18 protein-coding genes and 3 pseudogenes are annotated in these 22,619 nt (G+C 71.1%); 6 read left to right on the top strand and 15 right to left on the bottom strand.

Annotated elements, in window-relative coordinates:
* Positions 1-452: 452 nt before the first annotated feature.
* Positions 453-672: pseudogene (locus ABZ642_RS25535) on the bottom strand (DNA cytosine methyltransferase); the annotation flags it as partial.
* A 161-nt stretch (positions 673-833) separates the two neighbouring features.
* Between ABZ642_RS25535 and ABZ642_RS25540 the strand changes: the two are divergent.
* The gene (locus ABZ642_RS25540) at positions 834-1,325 is read left to right on the top strand and encodes a GNAT family N-acetyltransferase (protein WP_360488416.1); all 492 of its coding nucleotides are present in this window, start codon (positions 834-836) and stop codon (positions 1,323-1,325) included.
* A gap of 37 nt (positions 1,326-1,362) precedes the next feature.
* On the opposite strand, the pseudogene ABZ642_RS25545 reads toward ABZ642_RS25540, so the two are convergent.
* From ABZ642_RS25545 to dnaK, 9 genes and pseudogenes are all read right to left on the bottom strand, one after another.
* Positions 1,363-1,620 (bottom strand): annotated as a pseudogene (locus ABZ642_RS25545) (hypothetical protein); the annotation flags it as partial.
* Positions 1,621-1,623: 3 nt separating this feature from the next.
* The gene (locus tag ABZ642_RS25550) at positions 1,624-3,438 is read right to left on the bottom strand and encodes an FAD-dependent oxidoreductase (RefSeq protein ID WP_360488419.1); all 1,815 of its coding nucleotides are present in this window, start codon (positions 3,436-3,438) and stop codon (positions 1,624-1,626) included.
* Complete coding sequence (locus tag ABZ642_RS25555; protein ID WP_360488422.1) at positions 3,438-3,701, bottom strand: UBP-type zinc finger domain-containing protein; 264 nt, start codon at positions 3,699-3,701, stop codon at positions 3,438-3,440. Before ABZ642_RS25555 ends, ABZ642_RS25550 begins: the two co-directional genes overlap by 1 nt.
* Before the next feature lie 5 nt (positions 3,702-3,706).
* Positions 3,707-4,153 carry a thioredoxin gene (gene trxA, locus ABZ642_RS25560; RefSeq protein ID WP_360488425.1) on the bottom strand — a complete coding sequence of 149 codons (447 nt, stop codon included), beginning with the start codon at positions 4,151-4,153 and terminating at the stop codon, positions 3,707-3,709.
* Positions 4,150-6,789, bottom strand: a complete 2,640-nt coding sequence (gene clpB / locus ABZ642_RS25565; RefSeq protein WP_360488428.1) for an ATP-dependent chaperone ClpB — start codon at positions 6,787-6,789, stop codon at positions 4,150-4,152. The genes trxA and clpB overlap by 4 nt, the downstream gene beginning before the upstream one ends.
* The gene (locus ABZ642_RS25570) at positions 6,780-7,187 is read right to left on the bottom strand and encodes a chaperone modulator CbpM (protein ID WP_360488431.1); all 408 of its coding nucleotides are present in this window, start codon (positions 7,185-7,187) and stop codon (positions 6,780-6,782) included. The genes clpB and ABZ642_RS25570 overlap by 10 nt, the downstream gene beginning before the upstream one ends.
* Positions 7,184-8,137 (bottom strand): J domain-containing protein, encoded by a 954-nt coding sequence (locus tag ABZ642_RS25575; RefSeq protein WP_360488434.1) that lies wholly within the window; start codon positions 8,135-8,137, stop codon positions 7,184-7,186. The genes ABZ642_RS25570 and ABZ642_RS25575 overlap by 4 nt, the downstream gene beginning before the upstream one ends.
* Positions 8,138-8,143: 6 nt before the next feature.
* The gene (locus ABZ642_RS25580; RefSeq protein ID WP_360488437.1) at positions 8,144-8,755 is read right to left on the bottom strand and encodes a nucleotide exchange factor GrpE; all 612 of its coding nucleotides are present in this window, start codon (positions 8,753-8,755) and stop codon (positions 8,144-8,146) included.
* 8 nt (positions 8,756-8,763) lie between these two features.
* Positions 8,764-10,662: a molecular chaperone DnaK gene (gene dnaK, locus ABZ642_RS25585; RefSeq protein ID WP_360488440.1), complete on the bottom strand. Its 1,899-nt coding sequence runs from the start codon at positions 10,660-10,662 to the stop codon at positions 8,764-8,766.
* Positions 10,663-10,953: 291 nt separating this feature from the next.
* Between dnaK and ABZ642_RS25590 the strand changes: the two genes are divergently transcribed.
* On the top strand, positions 10,954-12,762 hold the full coding sequence (locus ABZ642_RS25590) for a helix-turn-helix domain-containing protein (RefSeq protein WP_360488443.1): 1,809 nt from the start codon (positions 10,954-10,956) through the stop codon (positions 12,760-12,762).
* 174 nt (positions 12,763-12,936) lie between these two features.
* Here the strand turns inward: ABZ642_RS25590 and ABZ642_RS25595 are convergent, their stop codons facing one another.
* A complete protein-coding gene (locus tag ABZ642_RS25595) occupies positions 12,937-13,827 on the bottom strand; it encodes a LysR family transcriptional regulator (protein ID WP_360488446.1) in 891 nt (296 codons plus the stop codon).
* Between the two features lie 266 nt (positions 13,828-14,093).
* Here ABZ642_RS25595 and ABZ642_RS25600 point away from each other — a divergent pair, with 266 nt between their 5' ends.
* On the top strand, positions 14,094-15,281 hold the full coding sequence (locus tag ABZ642_RS25600; RefSeq protein ID WP_360488449.1) for an MFS transporter: 1,188 nt from the start codon (positions 14,094-14,096) through the stop codon (positions 15,279-15,281).
* Positions 15,282-15,648: 367 nt separating this feature from the next.
* Here ABZ642_RS25600 and ABZ642_RS25605 read toward each other — a convergent pair.
* Positions 15,649-15,830 (bottom strand): annotated as a pseudogene (locus tag ABZ642_RS25605) (hypothetical protein); the annotation flags it as partial.
* Between the two features lie 284 nt (positions 15,831-16,114).
* On the opposite strand from ABZ642_RS25605, the gene ABZ642_RS25610 reads away from it, so the two are divergent.
* Both ABZ642_RS25610 and ABZ642_RS25615 read left to right on the top strand, forming a co-directional pair.
* A complete protein-coding gene (locus tag ABZ642_RS25610; protein ID WP_360488452.1) occupies positions 16,115-17,290 on the top strand; it encodes a glutathione-independent formaldehyde dehydrogenase in 1,176 nt (391 codons plus the stop codon).
* Between the two features lie 325 nt (positions 17,291-17,615).
* The gene (locus ABZ642_RS25615) at positions 17,616-19,793 is read left to right on the top strand and encodes an FUSC family protein (protein WP_360488455.1); all 2,178 of its coding nucleotides are present in this window, start codon (positions 17,616-17,618) and stop codon (positions 19,791-19,793) included.
* A gap of 532 nt (positions 19,794-20,325) precedes the next feature.
* Here ABZ642_RS25615 and ABZ642_RS25620 read toward each other — a convergent pair.
* The 3 genes from ABZ642_RS25620 to ABZ642_RS25630 all read right to left on the bottom strand — a co-directional run bounded on the left by ABZ642_RS25620 (position 20,326) and on the right by ABZ642_RS25630 (position 21,743).
* The gene (locus ABZ642_RS25620; RefSeq protein WP_360488599.1) at positions 20,326-20,721 is read right to left on the bottom strand and encodes a DUF2267 domain-containing protein; all 396 of its coding nucleotides are present in this window, start codon (positions 20,719-20,721) and stop codon (positions 20,326-20,328) included.
* Positions 20,722-20,819: 98 nt separating this feature from the next.
* A complete protein-coding gene (locus ABZ642_RS25625; RefSeq protein ID WP_360488458.1) occupies positions 20,820-21,215 on the bottom strand; it encodes a DUF2267 domain-containing protein in 396 nt (131 codons plus the stop codon).
* A 96-nt stretch (positions 21,216-21,311) separates the two neighbouring features.
* Positions 21,312-21,743, bottom strand: a complete 432-nt coding sequence (locus ABZ642_RS25630; RefSeq protein WP_360488461.1) for an Hsp20/alpha crystallin family protein — start codon at positions 21,741-21,743, stop codon at positions 21,312-21,314.
* Positions 21,744-21,872: 129 nt separating this feature from the next.
* Here ABZ642_RS25630 and ABZ642_RS25635 point away from each other — a divergent pair, with 129 nt between their 5' ends.
* Positions 21,873-22,526, top strand: coding sequence for a type III effector protein (locus ABZ642_RS25635; RefSeq protein ID WP_360488464.1), 654 nt, complete (start codon positions 21,873-21,875; stop codon positions 22,524-22,526).
* Positions 22,527-22,619 lie beyond the last annotated feature (93 nt).

Consider the following 22,619-nt stretch of genomic DNA (forward strand, 5'->3'; position numbering starts at 1 on the left):
GCCTCTGAGCGACCCGGGTCGAACCGGGGTCGAATCAGAGGGGTTTTCTCTGACTGCCTCTGTACGTCTTTGCAACCCGTCCTAGCAGGTCACAGCCTCATCGCCCCCACATGAGCGCAGGTCAGAAAGATGCGCTAGCTGTACCACTGGTTCCTGGCGAACGCGGTGATGTGCGGCATGGCTGCGGCTCCCGTCGTTGGGTGGTGGCGACATCGTCGGGACGGGCTTCGGGGGCGCGCAAGGAGACTTCCGTGTCACGGAAGACCAGCCGGAAAGTGCCTGGTGAGAGGCTTGATGCGGGACGTGGCATCAATGCCCACCGGCAAGGGTGGCCGCAGGCTTGGCTTGAGCTTGGGCTGTCGACCGGTGTTGATTCATGATCAATGATTTGCGATATATGGCCTTTTGGTTCGCTTATGTCGATTCAATGGCGGCGGGTCGAATCCGGGTCGAATCAGGCCAAGACGCTTGCCCGCCATCGACCACGCCTGGCACGGCAGGACGGTCAGCCCGGGAATCCGACCGGAGAAGATCCATACGGGTTGGCGGGCGACACCGGCCTGGATCGTCAACCGAACCTCGAGCCCGGGTTTTGCAGGCCCAGCTGTCCCACTCCAGGCCGGTGTCCCGGGCTCCGGGCACGGTGAGGGCGTGGCTCCAGCTCCTCCGCATCGGTTCGGGCGTCCGGTTGCTGCTGGCGGGCGGCCGATTCGGCGGCAGTGACGTGGCCGATCGGGGCCTGGGCGAGCGGTTCCCGGGAGCGGTGCAGGAACGCCTGCGCGAGCGGCCGACCCGCCGCACGAAGGCACTCCCCGGTGCGCAATACTCTCCCGATGAGTTCACGCACTTCCCCGATCAGCCGGCCGATCACGATTCGGAGGGCCGTCGCGCAGGATGCCAAACGGCTCACGCGGCTCGTGCGTGGCTCAGGCGCCTACGAGGGTAAGTACGCATCCGCGGTGGCGGGCTACCGGGTCGGTCCTGATTACATCGAGGCCCACCGCGCCTTTGTGGCCGTCGGCGCCGACGAGCACGGAGGCCGGGTCCTCGGGTTCTACTCGCTCGTCCTCGCTCCACCGGAGCTCGACCTGCTGTTCGTCGCCGACGAAGCGCAAGGACGGGGTATTGGACGGCTGCTCGTCGCGCACATGGAGTCCGAGGCCCGTGCCGCCGGGCTCGACCGTGTCAAGGTCGTGTCGCATGTTCCCGCCGAGGACTTCTACCACCGCGTTGGTGCGGTGCGGACCGGGACCGCGTTCGCGAACCCGCCCGCCGTGCCGTGGGACCGTCCCGAATTCGAGTTTCGCATTCCTTCAGGACGGTGATGCCGAGCACCCTGTCCTGCATCTCAGCCTTGATCTTGTGGGTGTCCAACTCTCCGGGCAGCCGCAAGCGGTACTCGAAGGCTCCGACGCGGCGGGTGCTGCGGCGCAGGACGCCCTTGCGTTCCCGCTCCTTGATCTCTCCGGTGATCTGGTTGAGCAGTTCGTCGAACTCGACCAGGGGACTGAGAGGGGTGGGTGCCCGGACGGGCCTTTCCTGCAGACCGCCACCGCGGTGGCGCCGGACGGGCGTGGCCATCGCCTCCTTCTTCCTTCTCGTGATCTCGTCGCCCGCCATTCGTCATGCGAGCCATGCGGACTCCTTGTGCCGTATGCGTGGGGAGACGTCCGAGCCACCCGCGGCAGCGGACGTGGCCGTGGTGCCGGGTGCGGCCGAGTGCCCCAGGTGCCGGTGCACGAAGTGGATTGCCATCGCGCCCTCACCGGCCGCCGAGGCCACCCGCTTCACCGAGCCGCTGCGGACGTCCCCTACCGCGAAGACCCCGGGCAGGCTGGTCTCCAGGGTCATGCACGAGCGCCCGCGGCCGTGCCACACCTCGGGGTGGGCGCAGGCTTCCTGGGCCTCCGGGCCGGTGAGGACGAAGCCGCGGGAGTCGAGGGCGATGACGCCGGCGAGCCACTCGGTGTGGGGGTCGGCGCCGGTGAAGACGAACAGGCCCCGTACCGCGAGTCGGCGGTGGCCGCCCGTGCGGTTGTCGACCACGTCGAGTTCCTCCAGCACCTCCTGGCCGATGACCTCGGTGACCTCGGTGTGCAGCATGACCTCCACCCTCGGATGGCGCTCGACCTGGTCGACCAGGTAGCGGGACATGCCGGCCTCGAGGCTGGGTCCTCGGACCAGCAGGTGCACCTTCGGCGCGTGCCCGGCGAGGAACAGCACCGCCTGGCCCGCCGAGTTGCCTCCGCCGACGACGGCCACCGGGTCGGTGCGGCACTGCTGGGCCTCGTAGACGGTCGCCGAGTAGTGGACGCTCGTTCCCTCCAGGCGTTCGATGCCGGGCACCTGGAGCCGGCGGTAGCGGGCACCCGTGGCCAGGACGACGGCGCGGGCGGCGATCTCGCTGCCGTCGGCGAACGCCACCACGTAGTGGTCCTCGTCCTTGGGAAGGAGACCGGTCGCCTCCACCGGAATGCTGATCCTGGCGCCGAACTTGTCGGCCTGGAGCACGGCGCGTTCGGTGAGTTCGGCGCCTGAGATGCCGGCGGGGAAGCCGAGCAGATTCTCGATGCGGGACGACGTGCCGGCCTGGCCGCCGGTGGCCATCGCCTCCACCACCGTGGTGCTCAGGCCCTCGGAGGCGGCGTACACCGCGGCAGCGAGGCCGGCGGGTCCGGAGCCGACGATGAGGACGTCGCCGTGACGGTTTCCGGCGGGCAGTGACGGCAGGCCGATGAGCCGGGCCAGTTCCGCGTTGCTGGGGTTGCGCAACAGGGTGGTGTCCCGCCAGATGACGAGCGGTGTCTCCTCCGGGCCGACGCCGAAGCGGCGCAGCAGGTCCTCGGCCTCCTCGTCGGTCTCCAGGTCGATCCAGCGGTGCGGCAGCCGGTTGCGGATGGCGAACTCGCGCAGCCGCCTGGTGTCGGGCGAGTAGCGCGAGCCGATGATACGGAAGCCGGCGCCCTGTCCGACGAGCAGCGCGCGACGGCCCAGACAGGCGCGCAGCACGACGTCCCCGATGGTGGAGTCCTGGGACACCAGGTGGCGCAACTGGTCCAAGGAGACGACGAGGACCTCGCCCGGCTCCCTGGCGACCGCGGTGTAGAAGGCCACCTGTCCGTACAGCAGCCCGAGTTCGCCGATGAAGCGACCGGGGCCGTGCACGCGCAGCACGCGCTCCTCGGGAGTGCCGTAGTCCTCGACGACGGCGACGGTACCGCTGAGGACGACGAAGAACGTCTCGCAGCGCTCCCCCTCCTGGATCAGCACGTCGTTCGGCGCCATGCTCCGGCGTTGCCCGTGTTCCGCCAGACGTGCTGTCTGGTCCTCCGTGAGGCGCGGATACGCGCCGTAGACGTCCGGGGTCTCCCAGGAGACGGCCTCGTCCGCTTCCTCCGGTACCGGTTCTCCGCCCGGCAGCGGCTGGTCGCCGGACATCAGACGAACGCCTCGTGAACGTAGCACCAGCGCCATTCCTCGCCGGGCTGGAACGACTGCACGATCGGATGGGCGACGTCAGCTGCGTGCCTACGCGCGTGCTTGTTCGGCGAGGAGTCACAGCAGCCGACGTGACCGCAGGTCAGGCAGAGCCTCAGGTGGACCCACGGGGAGCCGAGCAGCAGACACTCCTGACACCCTTCTGGGGTGAGCGGCCGGACCGGCCGGACAAGCGCGAGGTGAGGGTCTGCGTGCAGGGTCATCCGGATCACCCTTCCCGGGCCGTGATCGACTGTTCCACCCACTGGCGCAGAGCGGGGGCGGGCGCCGCCCCCGCCTGTCGGGCGACCGTCTCGCCTTGGTCGAGGACGAGCAGTGTCGGTACTGCCCGGACCTCGAAACGCCGCGACAGCCGCGGGTTCTTGTCGACGTCGACCTTGACGAGTTTGATGCGGCCGGCGAGATCGGTGGCGACCTTCTCCAGCGCGGGGCTGACCATGCGGCAGGGGCCGCACCAGGTGGCCCACAGGTCGACCACGACGGGGACGTCGGCGCGCTCGGCGACCTCGGTGAAGTCGTCGTCGCCCGCGTCCACCATCCACGGTAGGGGCTGCTTGCAGTGGCCGCACTTGGGGCGGCCCTCCGCGGCCACGGGCACCCGGTTGGTGCGCCCGCAGTTGGGACAACTGACGGTCGTCGCCTGCATCGTGCTCATGCCGCCCGCGCTCCCTTCACGTCCTCGGGCTGGTCGTAGGTGACCACCAGCTCTCCGTGTTCGGCGTCGACGCGGACCGTCGCGCCGTCCTGGACGTCCCCGCGTAGCAGGGCGCGTCCGACCAGCGTCTCGACCTCGTGGGAGATGTAGCGGCGCAGTGGCCGGGCCCCGTACACCGGGTCGTAGCCCTGGTGGGCGATCGCTTCCCGGGCGGCGTCGGTGAGTTCGACGGTGATGCGGCGTTCGGCGAGCCGCTGCCGCAGTTCGTCGAACTGCAGCTCCACGATCCGCTCGATCTGCCGCTCGCCGAGCGGTTTGAACAGCACGATGTCGTCGACGCGGTTGAGGAACTCCGGGCGGAAGTGCCCGCGCAGCTCGCCCATCACCAGGGCGCGGGCGTCGGGCTTGATCTCACCTTCGGCGGTGGCGCCGTCGAGGAGGTGCTCGGAGCCGATGTTGGACGTCATGATGATCACGGTGTTGCGGAAGTCGACGGTGCGGCCCTGCGCATCGGTGATGCGGCCGTCATCGAGGATCTGCAGCAGGGTGTTGAAGACATCGGTGTGCGCCTTCTCGATCTCGTCGAACAGCACGACCGAGTACGGCTTGCGGCGTACGGCCTCGGTGAGCTGGCCGCCTTCCTCGTAGCCGACGTATCCGGGCGGTGCGCCCATGAGCCGGCTGACGGTGTGCCGCTCCTGGTACTCACTCATGTCGAGGCGGACCATGTTCTCCTCGGAGTCGAACAGGGTCCGGGCGAGGGTCTTGGCCAGCTCGGTCTTCCCGACGCCGGTGGGGCCGAGGAAGATGAACGAGCCGATGGGGCGGCGAGGGTCGCGGATGCCGGAGCGCGCGCGGATGACGGCGTCGGCGACGAGCTTGACGGCTTCGTCCTGGCCGATGACGCGCTCGCGCAGGATCTCGTCGAGGCGCAGCAGCTTCTCGCGTTCGCCCTCCTGGAGGCGGGCGACGGGGATGCCGGTCCAGGCGGCGACGATCTCGGCGATCTCCTCCTCGGTGACGACCTCGCGCAGCAGCCGGTTCTGCCCTTGTTTGGCGGCCAGTTGCTCCTCTTCCGCGGCGAGTCGGCGCTCCAGGTCCTGGAGACGGCCGTAGCGGAGTTCGGCGGCGCGGTTGAGGTCGTAGGCGCGTTCGGCCTCCTCTGCGTCGTGGCGGACCTGCTCCAGTTCCTGGCGCAGTTCCTGCACGCGGCGGATCGCCTGCCGTTCGGCCTCCCACTGGGCGCGTTTGGCGTCGGCCTCGCCGCGCAGGTCGGCCAGTTCCCTGCGCAGCTCCTCCAGGCGGGTTTTGCTGGCGGGGTCGGTCTCCTTGGACAGGGCCGCGTCCTCGATCTCCAGGCGGGTGACGCGGCGGGTGATCTCGTCGAGTTCGGCGGGCATCGAGTCGATCTCGGTACGCAACCGCGCGCACGCCTCGTCGACGAGGTCGATGGCCTTGTCGGGCAGGAACCGGTCGGTGATGTAGCGGTGGCTGAGGGTGGCCGCCGAGACCAGCGCGGTGTCCTGGATCTTCACGCCGTGGAACACCTCCAGGCGTTCGCGCAGTCCGCGCAGGATGGAGATGGTGTCCTCCACGCTCGGCTCGTCGACCAGGACCTGCTGGAACCGGCGTTCGAGGGCGGCGTCCTTCTCGATGTGCTTGCGGTACTCGTCGAGGGTGGTGGCGCCGATCATGTGGAGTTCGCCGCGGGCGAGCATCGGCTTGAGCATGTTGCCCGCGTCCATGGCCCCTTCGGCAGCGCCCGCTCCTACGACGGTGTGGAGTTCGTCGACGAAGAGCAGGATGCGCCCCTGGGCGGCCTTCACCTCGGACAGCACGGCCTTGAGGCGTTCCTCGAACTCGCCGCGGTACTTGGCGCCCGCGACCAGGGAGCCCATGTCGAGGGCGAACACCGTCTTGTCGCGCAGGCCCTCGGGGACGTCGCCGCGAACGATGCGCTGGGCCAGGCCCTCGACGATGGCGGTCTTGCCGACGCCGGGGTCGCCGATGAGGACGGGGTTGTTCTTGGTCTTGCGGCTGAGGATCTGGGTGACGCGGCGGATCTCCGCGTCACGGCCGATGACCGGGTCCAGCCGCCCGGACCGAGCCTCGAGGACCAGGTCGCGGCCGTACTTCTCCAGAGCCTCGTAGGCCACTTCGGGGTTGGCGGAGGTGACGCGCTGGTTGCCGCGGACCTGGGTGAGCGCGCTCAGGAACGAGTCCCTGGTGATGCCGGCCTGGTTGAGCAGGCGTCCGGCGGCGGTCGAAGAGCTCTCCTCGGCCAGGGCGAGCAGGAGGTGCTCCACGGACACGTACTCGTCCTTGAGGCGTCCGGCCTCCCGTTCGGCGGCGCCGAGCAGGCGGGTGAGGCGCTGGGTGACGAAGACCTGGCCGGGTGCCGCGCCGGGGCCGGTGACCTTCGGGCGGCGGGAGAGTTCCTCGCGCACGGCCGCGCGCAGTTGCTTCGGCTCGGTGCCGGCCTGTTGCAGCAACCGTGGGATCAGACCGTCCTCCTGATCGAGAAGTGCGAGCAGCAGGTGTTCCCCGTCGACCTCGGTGTGCCCCATGCCGACGGCCGCGGTCTGGGCCTCCTGGAGGGCTTCCTGGGACTTCTGGGTGAGACGGTTCATGTCCATGGGGGTGTTTCACTCCTCGTGCCGCGGCCGCGCAGGGCGGCTTCGAGCAGGCTGATGCGGTCGAGCAGGTCGAGCACCAGGCCGATGGATGCGTAGTTGAGGCAGAGTCCGGTGCGCAGCCGCTGGATGCGGGCGAGAACCGCCGGGGCCGTGGGGTCGAACACCAGGTGCCCCGCGGCGTCGCGTTCGGCGTCGACCAGGCCGAGGGCGACGAACCGGCGGATCAGATCGGGGTGGAGGCCCGAGCGACGGGCCACGGTGTCGAGGGAGAGCCTGGGGGCGGGCACGAGCGCGTACCGGACAGCCGTCGAGGCGGTGATGTCGGCGCCCGTTCGTACCGGACGGGCGCCCCCGCCGGCCCAGCCGATGCCTGCCGCTCCCGCGGGTCGGTCGTTCATCGCGTCCTCCTGGGGTCGAACGAGGAAGTGGCGGCGAGCTCCTCGAACAGTTCGCGCTCCCGGTCGCCGAGGGTGGGCGGCACCATGATGCGGAGTTCGGCGTACAGGTCGCCGTTCGCGCCGCGCGGGTTCGGCATGCCCTCGCCGCGCAGCCGCAGCCGCCGGCCGCTGGACGAGCCCGCGGGCACCGTGACCTTGGCCGTGCCGCCGCCGGGGGTGGGCACCGGCACGGTCGCGCCCAGGGCCGCCTCCCAGGGGGCGACCGGGACCTGGACGTGCACGTCGTGGCCGTCCAGCCGGAACCGGGGATGGGGCTGGATACGCACCCGCAGGTACAGGTCGCCCGCGGCGGCGTCACCACGGCCCCGGCCGCCCTCGCCCGCCAGCCGGATGCGCTGCCCGTCGGTGACGCCCGGCGGCACGTCGACCTCGTACCGCCGCGGCTGCCCGGTGGGACCGGCGAGCGTGACGGTACGACGGCCGCCCCGGTACGCCTCCTCGACGGTGAGCGGCAGCTCGGCCTCCTGGTCCGCTCCGGGGACGCCGCCCGGGGCGGCGCCGGCTCCGAACATGGAGCCGAGCAGGTCCTCGATGTCAATGCCCTCCGCGCCGAAGTCGTCGCCGAAGCCGGTGGTGTACCGGACGCGAGGACCGCCCCCGCCCGCGGTCCTCCGACCGCGGAAGCCGCCGCCCGCTCCGGCCGCGACCCGTTCGTCGAAGTCCTCGGGGATCTTGCGGAAGTCCTCGCCGAAGCGGTCGTAGCGGGCCCGGGTTCTGGGATCGGACAGGACGCTGTGTGCCTCGTTGAGGTCCTTGAAACGCTCCTCCGCCTCGGGGTCCTTGTTGACGTCGGGGTGGTACCTGCGGGCGAGCTTGCGATACGCCTGCTGGATCTCGTCCTGGCTCGCGCTCCGCGACACGCCCAGAACCTCGTAGAAGTCCCGTGCCATGACCGGTCACTCCCGCTTCGCGACGGTCACCGCGGCCGGCCTGAGCTGCCTGTCGCCGTCCCCGTAGCCGGGGCGCAGCACCTCGACGACCGTGCCCGGTGGGGCGTCGGGGTCCTGGACGACGCCGACCACCTCGTGCCGGGCCGGGTCGAAGACGACGCCGGTCTCCGCGTGCCGCGGGTAGCCGAGCAGTTCCAGGACGTTCACCGCCTGATCGCGTACGGCCCGGATGCCCTCCATGATCGCGCCCGGATCGGCGCCGGCGTGGGTCAGGGCGAGTTCGAGGTTGTCGAGGACGGGCAGGAAGGCGGCCGCCGTGCGGGACCGCTCGACCGCCCGTTCGCGCTCCAGTTCCCTGGCGTGGCGCTTGCGAAGGTTGTCGAGGTCGGCGAGTGCGCGCCGCCAGCGGTCCTCCAGTTCCTGGATCGCGGTCGTGTACTCGTCCTCGGCAGTCGCGGGGCCGGCGGCGTCGGGTCCCGGTTCGCCGTTCGTCGCTTCCGGCCGGGTCGGCGGGCCCGGTTGGGGCAAATCCCCGCGCGGAGGGCGTACGGCGCCTTCCGGGACCGGTTCGACCGGATCCGACGCTGCCCGGTCGGGTTCCTGGGGGTAGGTGGGCATGGCGCGCCTCAGCCCTTGTCGAACTCGGCGTCGATGACGTCGTCGTCACCGCCACCACCGCCGGTGGGACCACCGGTGGCGGCGTCCTGGCCGGGACCGCCCGTGGCAGCGGCGCCCTGATGGGCCGCCAGCCCGGCGAGCACCTGCTGGAGTTCGGAGGTCAGGGGCCGCACACGCTCCACGCCCGCCTCTTCCTTGACCGCCGCCCGGGCGTCGGACACGAGCATCTCGGCGCGTGCCTTCTCGTGCGCCGGCGCTGCGTCGCCCAGTTCGGCGAGGCGCTTCTCGACCTGGTACGCGATGGCGTCGAGTTCGTTGCGGGCGTCGACGGCCTCGCGGAGTGCATGGTCCTGGCCCTGGTTGCGCTCGGCCTCCTGGACCATGCGTTCGACCTCACTGCGGTCCAGGTTGGAGCTCTCGCTGATGGTGATGCCCTGTTCCTTGCCGGTGTCCCGGTCGCGGGCCTTGACGTTGAGGATGCCGTTGGCGTCGATGTCGAAGGTGACCTCGATCTGTGGTTCGCCCCGCGGCGCCTGCCGGATGTCGGTGAGCTGGAACCGGCCGAGCACGCGGTTGTCGGCCGCGGACTCACGCTCGCCCTGCAGCACCACCACATCGACGGCCGGTTGGTTGTCCTCCGCAGTGGAGAAGGTCTCGCTGCGGCGTACCGGGATGGTGGTGTTCCGCTCGACGATCTTCGTCATCACTCCGCCGCGCGTCTCCACGCCCAGCGACAAGGGCGTGACGTCGAGCAGCAGGACGTCCTTGACCTCGCCCTTGAGCACCCCGGCCTGGATCGCGGCGCCCAGGGCCACGACCTCGTCGGGGTTGACGCTCATGTTGGGTTCCTTGCCGCCGGTCAGTCGGCGGACCAGGGACTGGACCGCCGGGATACGTGTGGAACCGCCGACGAGGATGACCTCGTCGATGTCGCTCTCGCCGACCTTGGCGTCGGCCATCGCCTGCTGGACCGGTCCCAGGCAGCGCTCCACCAGGTCGCCGGTGATCTGCTCGAACGTGGACCGCATGATCGAGTCGGTGAGGTGCTTGGGGCCCGAGGCGTCGGCGGTGATGAACGGCAGGCTGACCTGCGTCTGCGTCACCGAACTGAGCTCGGTCTTGGCCTTCTCCGCCGCCTCGAACAGTCGTTGCAGCGCCTGCGGGTCCTTGCGCAGGTCGATGCCGTTCTCCTTCTGGAAGTCGTCCGCGAGGTGATCCACCAGACGCCGGTCGAAGTCGTCGCCGCCCAGGTGGCTGTCGCCGGCGGTGGAGCGCACCTCCACCACGCCGTCGCCGACGTCGAGGATGCTCACGTCGAAGGTGCCGCCGCCCAGGTCGAAGACGAGGACGGTCTCGTGCTCCTTCTTGTCCATGCCGTACGCGAGCGCGGCAGCCGTCGGCTCGTTGATGATCCGCAGCACCTCCAGTCCCGCGATCCGTCCGGCGTCCTTGGTGGCGGTGCGCTGAGCGTCGTTGAAGTAGGCGGGCACCGTGATGACCGCCTCCGTGACTCGTTCCCCCAGTTGCTTGGAGGCGTCGTCGGCGAGTTTGCGCAGCACCTGTGCGCTGATCTCCTCAGGCGCGTAGAGCTTGTCGCGCACCTTGAAGCGGGCCGCCCCGCCGTCGCCTTCGACGACGTCGTACGCCACCGCCCTGGCCTCCTCGGAGATCTCGTCGAAGTGCCGGCCGATGAACCGCTTGGCCGAGTAGATGGTGCCCTTCGGGTTGAGGATCGCCTGGCGCCGGGCCAACTGGCCCACCAGACGTTCCCCGGTGTCGGTGAAGGCCACCACGGACGGTGTCGTGCGGTTGCCCTCGCTGTTGGGCACGACGGACGGCTCGCCGCCCTCCCACACGGCGATCACCGAGTTGGTGGTGCCCAGGTCGATGCCCACTGCCTTGGCCATGAGGAACTCCTCCCGGTACGGCGCCCGCGTCGACTCTCCGGATCACGTTCGTTCAGGCAGGGGTGGGACCTCCGCCGGTTTCCCACCGGTGCGCACGGAGGGTCTCGGGCACTCCCCAGGGTGACGAACCGGGTGGCTCCACGCCTGCGCCTGGCGAGTCAGGAATGCACGGGTCCGGTCGCCCCACGAGTACGAGACAAAGAATCCGGACATCTCGTATAAACCAGCCCGGATCGGGTACGCGAAATACCACTCGCCTCCCTGAAGGCTCGGGGAGAACGGAGTGATCCCATGGCCGGCAGCCGGACGCGCAGCCCGTACCACCGCTGCCCCGACGGGGTGGGCAGCCTTTCGCGGGGCAGCGCCCGGCGGCACCCCCCGGCCGCGCGCAGACAGCCCCGCCCACCCGCTCGCACGCCAGCCGACCATGACCCCCGCGACTTTGTGGTGCTCTCCCGCGCCCTGGACCTGATGGTGCTCTCCCGCGCCCTGTTCGACGCCCCGGACGAAGACGAGATCCTGCGACTGGCCATGGACCACATTGCCGCCGCGGGGCCATACCGCGCCGAGGCCGGATACCTCAAGAAGGACGACGACCTGGTCCCCAGCCCGAGGAACGGGCAGACGCATGCTTTGGCCATGGGCCGGAGGGTGCGGGAGCTGGCCGGGCAGGACGGCCCGGTGACCGTACCCGGCAGGCCCTGGGGCCGGGCCCTGGGGCTACGCGGACTTGAGGGACTCCACGGCTACCTCGTGGTGACGTCCCGCTCCCGGCCATCCGAGGCCGAGCGATTCCTGCTCGCCACGATCGTCCGGCACACCGCTGCTGCACTGTCAGTCGCCTTCGCACACCGCCACCAACGCGAGGACGCGCTGGAGCTGCACCGGCTCAGGGACGAACGCACATCCCTCCAGCGGCAGCTGATCTCGGTCGTGGCCGAGCTCGGGTACCAGCGGGCCGTTCACGCGCTCATGGCCGACGTCGCTGCCTCGAGCGGCGGCGAGGAAGCCATCACCCGCGCACTGCACAGACTCACGGGATTGCCCGCGTTGGTCGAGGACCGCTTCGGTCGGCTGAGGTCCTGGACCGGCCCCAGCCGCCCCGACCCCTATCCCGAACCGGACCCCGTGCGCCAGGACGAAATGCTGCACGCCGTCGCCCGTCAGGCCGGGCCGGTGCGGATAAAGGACCGGCTGCTCACCCTGGTCCGCCCGCACGGCGAGATCCTGGGCGTGCTGGCCCTGGTCGATGCCCGGGACGAGGCCGACGAGCATACCGTGCTGGCGCTGGAACACGCCGCCGCGTCGCTCGCCCCGGAGCTGACGCACCTGCGCGATCTGGCCGAAGTGGAGCTGAGGCTGCACCGCGAGCTGGTCGACGACCTCCTGGCAGGGACGGACGAGGCGAGCGCCTACGCACGGTCCGAAGCACTCGGACACGACCTGCACCGCAGCCACTACATCGTCGTGGTGCAGTGGCCGAACCGGACTGCGGACGACTCCTTCGCGCAGACCGTGGGGCGGGCGGCTGCTGGCGTGGGCATGCGTTCGCTGCTGACCCGACGCTCCGACCACGTGGTCCTGGTCGCCGACGACAGGCCGCACGCCCGCGCGTTGTACGAGGCGCTCGCCCGGGAGACCGGGACACGGTCCGGGACGATCGGGGTGAGCGCCCCTTGCGGCTCCCTGACCGACATCCCCCACCACTACCAGGAGGCGCAGCGCGCCCTGGAAGTGCGCCGCCACTCCCGCGAGCGCTACGGCACGATGTTCTTCGACGAGCTCGGCCTCTACCGCATCCTGGGACCTGGCAACGGTTACCGGGAACTGGAGACGTTCGTCCACGAGTGGCTCGGGCAGCTCATCGACTACGACTCCCGGCACCACGCGGCCATGGTGGAGACCCTGGCCCGGTACTTCGACTGCGGCGGCAACTACGACGAGACCGCCGAATCCCTCGCGATCCACCGCAGCACGCTGCGCTATCGGCTCCAGCGCATCCGTGACATCAGCGGCAACGACCTCGCGAACGTCGAGGACCGGCTGAACCTCCAGGTGGCGACCCGAGTGTGGAAGATCGTGCTGGGCGGCCCCGGCTGATGCCTCGCCAGAACTACCAGCCCTGAGGGGGCCGAGAAGGTGTCCGACGCCGCCTGTGGACGACGGCAGCGTGAGCGTCGGCGGATGCCGCGGCAGATGTCGCGGCCGGAGCGAGTCGGAGGCAGGGGGTCGGACACCACCGACGGGTGACGCCAGGACATCGCGGCCCTGGCGTCACAGTGCGATGACGTGGAGGTCGACCAGGTCGAGCAGCGCCCCCAGGGCCGAGCTGGGCCGCCGGGTCGACGACGTGCCGAGATGCATGCTCCAGCGGAGCATGGTGCCGTTGACGTCCAGGACGTGCAGGCCAGGGGTGCGGGCAACGGCGAACCCGGGCAGGAAGGCGATGCCCAGACCGTGCCGGACCAGTGCCGCCCCCATGTCGATGTCGGGCACTTCCAGTGCCACCCGGCGTACGACCCCCGCCGCCGCGAACGCCCGGTCGACCACCTCGCGGTTGCCGTAACCCGGCGGGAAGTCCACGAAGGGCTCCCCCGCGAGGTCCGCAAGTGCCACCTTCCCCCGCTGTGCGAGCGGATGCGCGGCGCCCACCACCAGGACGAGCGGCACGGTGGCCAGCTCCCGTGCGTCGATCCCGGCGGGCTTGTGCTCGGGCAGCGACAGGAAGGCCACGTCCAGGTCCCCGCTGAGCAACGCGTGCGCCAGTCCCGCCGAGCCGGTCGTCGCCAGCCGCAGCCGGACGTCGATCGCCGGATGCCGCGCGTGCAGCTGCCCGAGGAGCGCAGGCAGATCCACCACCTCGACCGAGGCCATGGCGCCCACGTTCACCGTGCCGCGCAGCGTGTCCTGTGCGGCGCGCACGGCGTCCTGGGCCGCCTGGGCGGCGTGCAGGGTGGCCCGAGCCTCCGGCAGCAGCGCCGCGCCCGCCCCGGTGAGCCGGACCTGCTGCGACGTGCGCTCGAACAGCGCGGAGCCGAGCTCGCGCTCCAGGGAGCGGATCGCGGCGGACACCCCCGACTGCACCACGTGCAGCCGACGTGCGGCACGCGTGAAACTCAGCTCCTCGGCGACCGCGATGAAGTGCTCCAGCTGACGTAGCTCCACACGAGAAGTATCACTCGCATTGCTCGAGCCCAGCAAAAACATTCGTTGGCACTGATCCCCGCTGGTGAGGAGGATGGAAAACGCCATCCACTTCCGCCCGAGGAGGGGTACCCCTGCCTGCCGTTCCCACGCCGCTGAGCCGTCCCACAGCCGACGCTCCCGGCGACCCGACCCACCGGATCCCCGCACCCGCTCCCGCCGACCTTCCGCGCCGCGCCCCCGTCCGGCGCCGTGCCTCGCACACGACCGGCTTCTGGTTCGTCGCGGTGGCCTTCACCGTGCTGATGGCCTTCGGTACCGCGCCGACCCCGCTGTGGCCGCTGTACGAGGCCCGGGACCACTTCGGCGCGACCACGGTCACGGTGGCGTACGCCTCGATGGTCGTGGGCGCAGCGGCCGCCTTCCTCGGGCTGGGACACCTGTCGGACCGGCTCGGCCGGCGCCGCGTCATCGTCCCGGCGCTGCTGGTCGGCATCGTCGCGTCGGTCGTACTGATCGTGTGGCGGGACCTGCCGGGGCTGATCGCGGGCAGGATCCTGAACGGTGTCGCACTGGGGCTGATGGCCTCGACCGCGACGACGTACCTGCACGACCTGCACCACGAGGCCCGTCCGGAACGGACGAGTGCGGTACTGCCCGGCATCGTGGCCACCGCGGCCAACCTCGGCGGCCTGGCCTCAGGGCCCCTGGTCGCCGGAGCCGCCGCCGAATGGCTTCCCACGCCCCTGATCACCACCCAGGCGATCTTCACGCTCGCCATGGCAGTGTGCCTGGTGCTGGTGCTGTCCACCCCGGAGACCGTGGACCTGGAGCTGCCCGCGGCCGAACCGCCCAGCAGGTTCGTCCTGCGCCCCGGCGGCGGGCGGACGTTCGGCGCGGCCGGCGCGCTGGGCGCCTTCGCCTTCGCGATCCTCGGCCTGATCTCCTCCCTCGGGGCGAGCGTGCTCCACGGCACCCTGCACACCGACTCGCACCTCGTGGTCGGCCTGGCGGCCTTCCTCATGTTCGGTTCCGCGGCGGCCGCCCAACTGGTACTGGGGCGCCTCCCACTGCCCCGGGTCCTGACCGTGGGGGCAGTGGTGTTCCCGGTCGGCCTGGTCCTGTGCGCCGTCGCCCTCTACCACCCGGTGCTCTGGCTCTACCTGGTCGCCGTGTCCCTGTCGGGAGCCGGCTCCGGGCTGCTGTTCAAGGGAGGCGTCGAACGTGCCGTTTCAGTGGCCGAGCCCGCCTCACGCGCGGGCGTCCTCGCCGTGTTCTTCGTCGTCGCGTACCTGGGCATGGGCCTGCCCTCCGTCCTGTTCAGCATCGCCCTGCGGCATTTCGCCGTGCAGACCGCGATGATCGGCTTCGCGGCGGTCCTCTCCTGTGGCGCCGTCGTGTCGGTCGCCGTCGCGTTGCGCGACCGCGCACCCGGTCCCGGCGCGCTCTCGGCGCAGTCCGCTCGCCCCTCCTGACCTCCCTGCGGCGCATGCGACACCGGTCGGCTGGGAGGCGGGACCTGGGCGCTCGGTGCACGTGGGACCTGAGCGTCGATTCCACGGTCTGCCGCGCCCACCAGCATGTGGCCGGGGCCCGCGATCAGGGCGATCGGCATCGTCGTCACGCCGGCCGGCCTGCGTGCCGATGACGGCCGGGACGTCCTGCGGGAGATCTCCCAGCACGTCGACATCAAGATGCGCCACGTCGCCGAACTCATCGTGGAATGGGCCCAGACGGGACACCTCGTCAGCGATATCCGCACAAGCTGGAACGCAGCATGGCGACGCGCGCGACCCTGCGCCCGGAGCCCGGCTGACCGGTGCTCAGCCCCTCGCGCCGTCGTCACGAGCGCGCGAGCCGGGCCGCGAGACAGGGCGCGGTGGCGCTGCGGCGGGCCCTCGCCACCTTGGCCGGCAGGCCCGCCGCGACCACCCGCCCGCGTCGCCGCCGCCCGGCCCGAGGTCGATGACCCAGTCGGCGGTGGCGATGGTGTCCAGGTCGTGTTCGTCGAGGACGACCGTGTTGCTGGGATCGGGCTTGGAGAGCGACAAGATTTCGCTGATCGACCGGTGCGTGGCTGTTTCGCGTCGGGGGCCGACGGGGACTCGGACGGCACGCCGCCGGAGCGCCGAAGCTCTGCCGGCCAGGCCCACGGTGGCACCACCGTTCCACCTGAACCGGGTGAACGGCCCACAGAGGCATGCCGGAGCCATGGACCCCGTCGCACCGACTCCCGGGAGTCAGGCTCGGTACGCCCTCTCCATCGCACCCGTGCTGCGGTCAGGCCGCGGCACCGAAGGAAGCGATCATGAAAGCAGCGGTATATGAAGGCCCGCGAACGGTCACCGTGAAGGACGTACCGGACGCGAAGATCGAACACCCCTGCGACATCATCGTCAAGATCACCACCACCAACATCTGCGGTTCGGACCTGCACATGTACGAGGGCCGCACCTCGTTCGAGTCCGGCCGCACCCTGGGACACGAGAACATGGGCCAGGTCGTGGCGGTCGGCTCGGCCGTCCGCAAGGTCCAGGTCGGCGAGTATGTGGTTCTGCCCTTCAACATCGCCTGCGGCTTCTGCAAGCAGTGCGAGCGGGGTCTGACCAACTACTGCCTGACCATGCAGCCGGAACCGGCCCTCGCCGGAGCCGCCTACGGATTCGCCGACATGGGCCCCTACCAGGGCGGCCAGGCGGAACTGCTGCGCGTGCCCTACGGCGACTTCAACGCGCTGCGTCTGGGCGAGGACGCCGCCGACCGGCAGACCGACTACGTGATGCTCTCCGACATCTTCCCCACCGGCTATCACGCCACCGAGATGGCCCACGTCAAACCGGGCGACCAGACGATCGTCTTCGGGGCCGGCCCCGTCGGGCTGATGGCGGCCTACTCCGCCGTCCTCAAGGGCGCCGGCCGCGTCTGGGTGGCCGACTACCAGCCCGACCGGCTGCGCAAGGCGGAGGAGATCGGGGCCATCCCGATCAACACCGCCGAGCAGAAGCCGGCGGAGGTCGTCAAGGAGGCCACCCTCGGTCTGGGTGCCGACAACGGCTGTGAGTGCGTCGGATACCAGGCGCACGACCCCGAGGGACACGAGGACGCCAGCCTCACGCTCAACGGCCTGATCGACTCGGTCAGGTTCACCGGCGACATCGGCGTGGTGGGCGTGTTCCTGCCCGAAGACCCCGGCGGCGCGGAGGCCCAGGGGGAGCTGGAAGCTCAGGGCAAGGTCCCGATCGACTTCGGCATGATGTGGTTCAAGGGCCAGCACATGGGCACCGGGCAGGCGCCGGTGAAGAGGTACAACCGGGCGCTGCGGGATCTGATCGCCGGAGAGAAGGCGAAGCCGAGCTTCGTCGTCTCCCACGAACTCAGCCTGGACGAGGCCCCCACCGCCTACGAGCACTTCGACGCCCGTGACGAGGGCTGGACCAAGGTGGTCCTGCATCCGAACGGACACGGGAACGGCCACAAGCGGTAAGAGACCCGGGAGCAGCCGTCCCGCCTGTTTCCTCCGGACCGGTCCGGAGGAAACAGGCGGGCGGCGATCTGCCCGTCCTCCGGCGGGGGCTGGGGGCAATCGCCAGCGCTCCGGCCGGATCTGATCCAACGGCGATTGCCCGCGCTCCGGCCCGGTAGGACGGACGGCGGACGCTCAGCAGTGCCCGCAGTGGCAGCACCGTCCATCGGCTGCGGCCTCCGGCCTGTTCCCGGGGCGTGTGGGGGAGGGCTTCCTTGCCCGACGGCTGCCGCACCTCAACCAGGCCGACGCGACCCGGCAGGGTGTTCCGGCTAGGCTCACACCCGTGACGTGGCTGCGGACCTTCGGGGAGGTCGTGCGATCCGGGCTCACGATCGAGGAGACGCGGCTGGAGCCCCTGCTCGCGCTGCGCACGGCAGTTGGGGTGGCTGTCGTCGTCGGGCCGACGCTGTGGCTGGTCTCCCCTGCGTATGCCGCGTCCGCCGCCCTCGGTGCCTACTCCGCGGGTGGGGCCACCTTCCAGCGCACCTGGCGTCCACGCAAGGTGATCGCGCTCGGCGCGGGCGCGGGTCTGGCGCTCAGCACCTTCGTGGGCTACCTGGCGGCGGGGCGACTCGTGACGTTCCTCCCACTGCTGGCCGTATGGGCCTTCGCCGCGGGGATGGCGTGGGCCGTCGGTTCCACCGCCGGGATCGTCGCAGCGACGACGGTCGGCAGCATGCTGGTGACCATCACCCTGCCCACGAGCGTAGGGCGAGCCCTGGAGCACGCCGGGGTCATCGCACTCGGGGGCGTGACACAGGCCGTGCTGATCCTGCTGTTCCCGATCCGCCGCTGGGGGGCGCATCGTGACGCGCTCGCCGACGCCCTGGCCGCCGTGGCGGACTACGCACGCCGGTTGCGGCACGACCCGACCGCCCCGTTCGACCCGGAGCCGTTGATGACGGCCCGGGACGCGGCCGCCGTGACGCCGGCACAGGCCCGCACCCGTCCCCCCGTCCTCCACGGCCCCCGGGGACTCGCCGAACGTATTCGGCCGGTCGTCGCCGCGCTCGCCGACCCGGACGTCGGCGCCCCGGCGGAGGGCCCCGGGCGGGACCGCGCGCGGGAGTTGCTCGACGCGGCCGCCGATGTCCTGGACGCGGCCGCCCGTTCGATCCGCCGCGGCACTCCCGCCGAGGTGCCGCCCGGGAGCGCGGACGTCTTGCGTGTCGACGAGGAGCACGAGGTTCTGGAGGGCCCCGCGCGGCAGGCCGCCGAGCGGCTCGTGGAACTGCTCGGCGAGGCGTTGGAGATCGCCAGGAGCGGCGGCGCGCGCGGGAGGACGCCCAGGCCGCCCGGCCCCGCGGGCTCCCAGTTCCTGGTGCGCCCGACAATGTTGCGGCTGGTCCCGGTCGTCGTCCGGGCGGTCCGCCGTGAGCTCCGCCGGGACTCGCCCGTGTTCCGGCACGCCGTCCGCCTGGCGGCGGTGGCCACGCTCGGCTATCTGATTGCCGCCCGGCTACCTCTGGGCCACGGCTACTGGGCGCCCATCGCCTCCGTGATGGTGATGCGGCCGGACTTCCACCGGACGTACGCGCGTGCGGTGGCCCGTCTCGCCGGGACCCTGGCGGGGGTCGCGCTGGCCACCGGGATGGTGCGGGCCCTGAGCCCGGACGCCCGTGTGTCCGGCGCGCTGGCGGTGGTCTCGGCGGGCCTGTCGTACACGCTGATCCGTACCGGCTACGCCTACTCCCAGTGCTTCACTGCCGCATACGTCGTCTTCCTGCTCGGCATGGGCGGACAGGCGTGGGAGCAGACGGTCCCGGAGCGGGTGGTGCTCACCCTGCTCGGCGGGGCCCTGGCCATGCTGGCCTACGTGGTGTTCCCCGCGTGGGAGACACCCCGGCTGCCGGGCCGGCTTGCGGACTGGCTCGCCGCCAACGGCCGCTACGCGGCCGCGGTGCTCCGCAGCTATGCCGAACCGACCCGGGAGCGTCGCGCCGACATGCGCAGGGCACTGCTGGCGAGCAGGGAGGCACGGGCCGCCTGGCAGGAGGCATACGACCGGGCCAGGCAGGAACCGGTCCGCCCCAGGGGCCTGACGTCGCGCGAGGCGCAGGAGGCGCAGGAGGCGCTCAAGGGGTTCGGCCGGGCGGCGATGCTCATGGAGAGCCACGTCCCGCGGGCCGACAGCCGTTTCGTCTCCGAGGCGGAGCGGTTCGCCGAGGCTCTGGAGGCGGACACCGCGCAGGCGGCAGTCGCCGTGCGAGAGCGCAGAAATCCGGACTGGGGGCGCGTGGAGGAGGCGCTCCACGCGTGGGAGGACGCCACCGCCGGGGACCGGAGCCAGGTCGTGCGGCGCGAGGCGGAACTGCAGAAGCGGGCCTTGGAGGACCTCGCGACAGCCGTGAGCTGCACACCCCTGGAACGGGACGTCGGCTCTGTTCGCGAGGAGCAGCGGGTACGGGCGGCCTCGGCTGCGGAAGGTGACGGATCAGGACCCGCGCACCGGGGTGGGTGACGGCTCCGGCGACGGGGAGCGCCGCGCCTCCTGGAGCGGGATGTAGTCTCCCGGCTGCGTCGAGCGCCGCCACACGTACGCCGCTGTCGCCCTCACGAGGATCAGGACCGCCAGGATCAGCAGTCCGATCCCCTCGACGTTCCGGCTCCGTGGACGCGCTCGATGCGCAGGGTCTGTGATTCGTGGATCGCGTGGGTGGTGTCGTTGGACCAGATGCGTTTCCGGTCAAGTTCAGCGTGTTGAAGGCCGACCTTCACCGAACTCGCCCTGCGGTGGTGGACGGCCGTTTCGTACCCGGCCGGCCGGCCGGATGAGGAGTGGGTGATCCTTGCGCGCGGTCAGCACGAGGCCCCGGTCCAGGGCGGACCAGGGCCTCGATCGACGGCCAGGAAGGGGGAACGGGTGTCTGCGGCCCTGGCGCCCGTGGCACGAGTCCCGTGGGGTCTTTGCCACCCGTGTACGCGTCACCGTGACGAACGCGCCCGGCGCCGGGTGGGCACGGTGCGCTCAGGCCCGGGTGGGCACGGTGCGCTCAGGCGGCGGGGGTGAGTTCGGCGCGGCCGAACAGCAGCGCGAACCCGGAAGGGAGTTGGCGCAGGATGCGGGTGAGGAGGTCGGGGCCGGCCAGGGTGGCGATGGCGGCGAGGACGGCTCCGGTGTCCCAGCGGGTGGTGGCCAGGGAGGCTTCGGCGCGTGTGGCGAGATCCTTGACGAAGGCCCAGCCGGTCAAGGGCTGGGTGTCGGGGATCTGAGCGGTGAGGAGGCGTGCGGCTTCGAGGGGGAGACGGGCGGCGAGCTCGACGCGCTCCTCGCCTGTCAGCTGGCGCCCGAGTCCTGTGACGACCAGACGGATGGCCTCCTCGGCCCGCTCGCGGGTGGGGTAGGCGCCTTCGTAGCGGACCTTCTCCACCATCTGTTCGTACGACATCACGGGCGCAGGCCGCAGCGGGACGCGCGGGTCGGGGAACACTTGCTGGTTTCCTTTCTGCTGGCGGGATGGTGGTCACCGGGTGGGTGGGTGGGTGATCAGGCGGGCTGGGGGCGTCCGAAGAGGAGGTCGTAGCCCGCGGGGAGCTGGAGCAGGATCTGCCCCAGCAGGTCGTCACCGGCCGTATCGGCGACGGTGCTGAGGACGGCGCTGACGTCCCAGGTCGCGGTCTGCTCGGTGGCCCCCTCGATCCAGGCCGCCGTCGCCCGGACGAACCGCTCCGGTGGCAGCGGCTCGGCGCTCTGCAGCGGGTCGAGGAGGATCAGGGCGAAGTCTTCCGGCAGCCGCGCCGCGAGCTGGGCGCGCACCTCGCCGACCAGGTGCGCCCCCAGCAGGCCGAGCACCACACGGGCCGCGCGTTCTGCTTCCTGCAGGCTGTCGTACTCACCGCGTTCCTTCACCCGGTCGAGGAACGCCTCGCGTCGCAGGTTCACCGCCGCCACCTTCTTCGGTCGATGGGGCGCGGAGGACGGGAGAGGGGGAGATCGGTGCCCCGTCCTCCGCCGTTGTTCGGGCCTTGTCGCCTTGAGTCAGCCGGAGATCTCCCCGCGGCCGGATCCGCCGCCGATAGCGATCTTGCGGGGCTTGGCGCGTTCCGCGATCGGGATCCGCAGGGTGAGCACGCCGGCGTCGTAGTCGGCCTCGATGTGCTCGGTGTCCAGCGTGTCGGCCAGCACGATCTGGCGGGAGAAGACACCCAGCGGCCGCTCCGACAGTTCCATCTGCATGCCGTCGGCCTTCGCCACGGGCCGGCGCTCGGCCTTGACGGTCAGCATGTTCCGCTCGACGTCGATGTCGATCGCGTCGGCGCTGACGCCGGGGATGTCGAAGGCCACCACGTACCGGTCGCCCTCGCGGTAGGCGTCCATCGGCATCGGGGACGGCCGCGACCAGGTGCCCGGGCCCATCAGCTGCTGCGCCAGCCGGTCCAGCTCACGGAAGGGGTCAGTGCGCATCAACATCGTGAAAACACCTCCAGCGGGTTCGGGCAGTTGCTGCCAATGCGCTTCACTGACACCGTTGTAACATGTCATCCAATGGATGACAAACAAAGTGTCGTCCAGTCGATGACAAACTTGAGGGAGGTGCCCGTGACAGCAGCCGACCAGCCGGCCCCGTCCAGCGCCGATGGCCGAAGCCCGGCTTCGTTCCTCGCCGCAGCGGCGGCCCTGCACGCCATAGACGACGCCCTGCACGCCGCCGGGCAGGAGACCTCCGACACCCCCGCCCCCAGCCCCGGTGCGGAGCAGACCCTGGCCTCCCTGCTGCTGTTGCGGCAGGTCCGCGAGCAACTCGCCGGATGGGAGACCGGCCTTATCGAAACGGCCCGGCGCGCGGGAGCCAGCTGGGCCGACCTCGCCCACCCTCTCGGGGTCGCCAGCCGTCAGGCCGCCGAACGCCGCTACCTGCGAGGCCGGCCCGGCGCCGCCGGAACCACCGGCGAACAACGCGTACAGGCCACCCGCGAACGCCGCGCCGCCGACCGCACCCAAGCCGAATGGGCCCGACGCAACGCCGCCGACCTGCGCCGCGTCGCCGGCCAGATCACCGCCCTCACCGACCTTCCCGCCGCCGCCGGAGGCCCGCTCGGCCAACTCCACGCGGCCCTCGCCCACAACGACCCCGCCGACCTCATACACCCCCTCAACGCCACCCGCCCCTACCTGACCACCACCCACCCCGGCCTCGCCGCCCAACTCGACACCCTCACGGGTACTGCCACCGCCCCGCCCTCACCCGACTGACCGAACACCCGCGTCGGCGGGCGACCGTTCCGGCATCGGGTACCCCGCGTACTTCCTCGTTCCGGCACGGTGATCCGCATGCAACCGCTGCCC

The sequence above is a fragment of the Streptomyces sp. NPDC007157 genome (assembly GCF_040634235.1).
Classification (GTDB): Bacteria; Actinomycetota; Actinomycetes; order Streptomycetales; family Streptomycetaceae; genus Streptomyces.

Coding starts and splice junctions, on each gene's coding strand:
- ABZ642_RS25580 (WP_360488437.1), bottom strand. CDS start 8,755: ATGCCCACCTACCCCCAGGAACCCGACCGGGCAGCGTCGGATCCGGTC.
- clpB (WP_360488428.1), bottom strand. CDS start 6,789: ATGGACATGAACCGTCTCACCCAGAAGTCCCAGGAAGCCCTCCAGGAG.
- ABZ642_RS25610 (WP_360488452.1), top strand. CDS start 16,115: ATGAAAGCAGCGGTATATGAAGGCCCGCGAACGGTCACCGTGAAGGAC.
- ABZ642_RS25550 (WP_360488419.1), bottom strand. CDS start 3,438: ATGTCCGGCGACCAGCCGCTGCCGGGCGGAGAACCGGTACCGGAGGAA.
- ABZ642_RS25555 (WP_360488422.1), bottom strand. CDS start 3,701: ATGACCCTGCACGCAGACCCTCACCTCGCGCTTGTCCGGCCGGTCCGG.
- dnaK (WP_360488440.1), bottom strand. CDS start 10,662: ATGGCCAAGGCAGTGGGCATCGACCTGGGCACCACCAACTCGGTGATC.
- ABZ642_RS25630 (WP_360488461.1), bottom strand. CDS start 21,743: ATGTTGATGCGCACTGACCCCTTCCGTGAGCTGGACCGGCTGGCGCAG.
- trxA (WP_360488425.1), bottom strand. CDS start 4,153: ATGAGCACGATGCAGGCGACGACCGTCAGTTGTCCCAACTGCGGGCGC.
- ABZ642_RS25590 (WP_360488443.1), top strand. CDS start 10,954: ATGGCCGGCAGCCGGACGCGCAGCCCGTACCACCGCTGCCCCGACGGG.
- ABZ642_RS25540 (WP_360488416.1), top strand. CDS start 834: ATGAGTTCACGCACTTCCCCGATCAGCCGGCCGATCACGATTCGGAGG.
- ABZ642_RS25570 (WP_360488431.1), bottom strand. CDS start 7,187: ATGAACGACCGACCCGCGGGAGCGGCAGGCATCGGCTGGGCCGGCGGG.
- ABZ642_RS25575 (WP_360488434.1), bottom strand. CDS start 8,137: ATGGCACGGGACTTCTACGAGGTTCTGGGCGTGTCGCGGAGCGCGAGC.
- ABZ642_RS25620 (WP_360488599.1), bottom strand. CDS start 20,721: ATGTCGTACGAACAGATGGTGGAGAAGGTCCGCTACGAAGGCGCCTAC.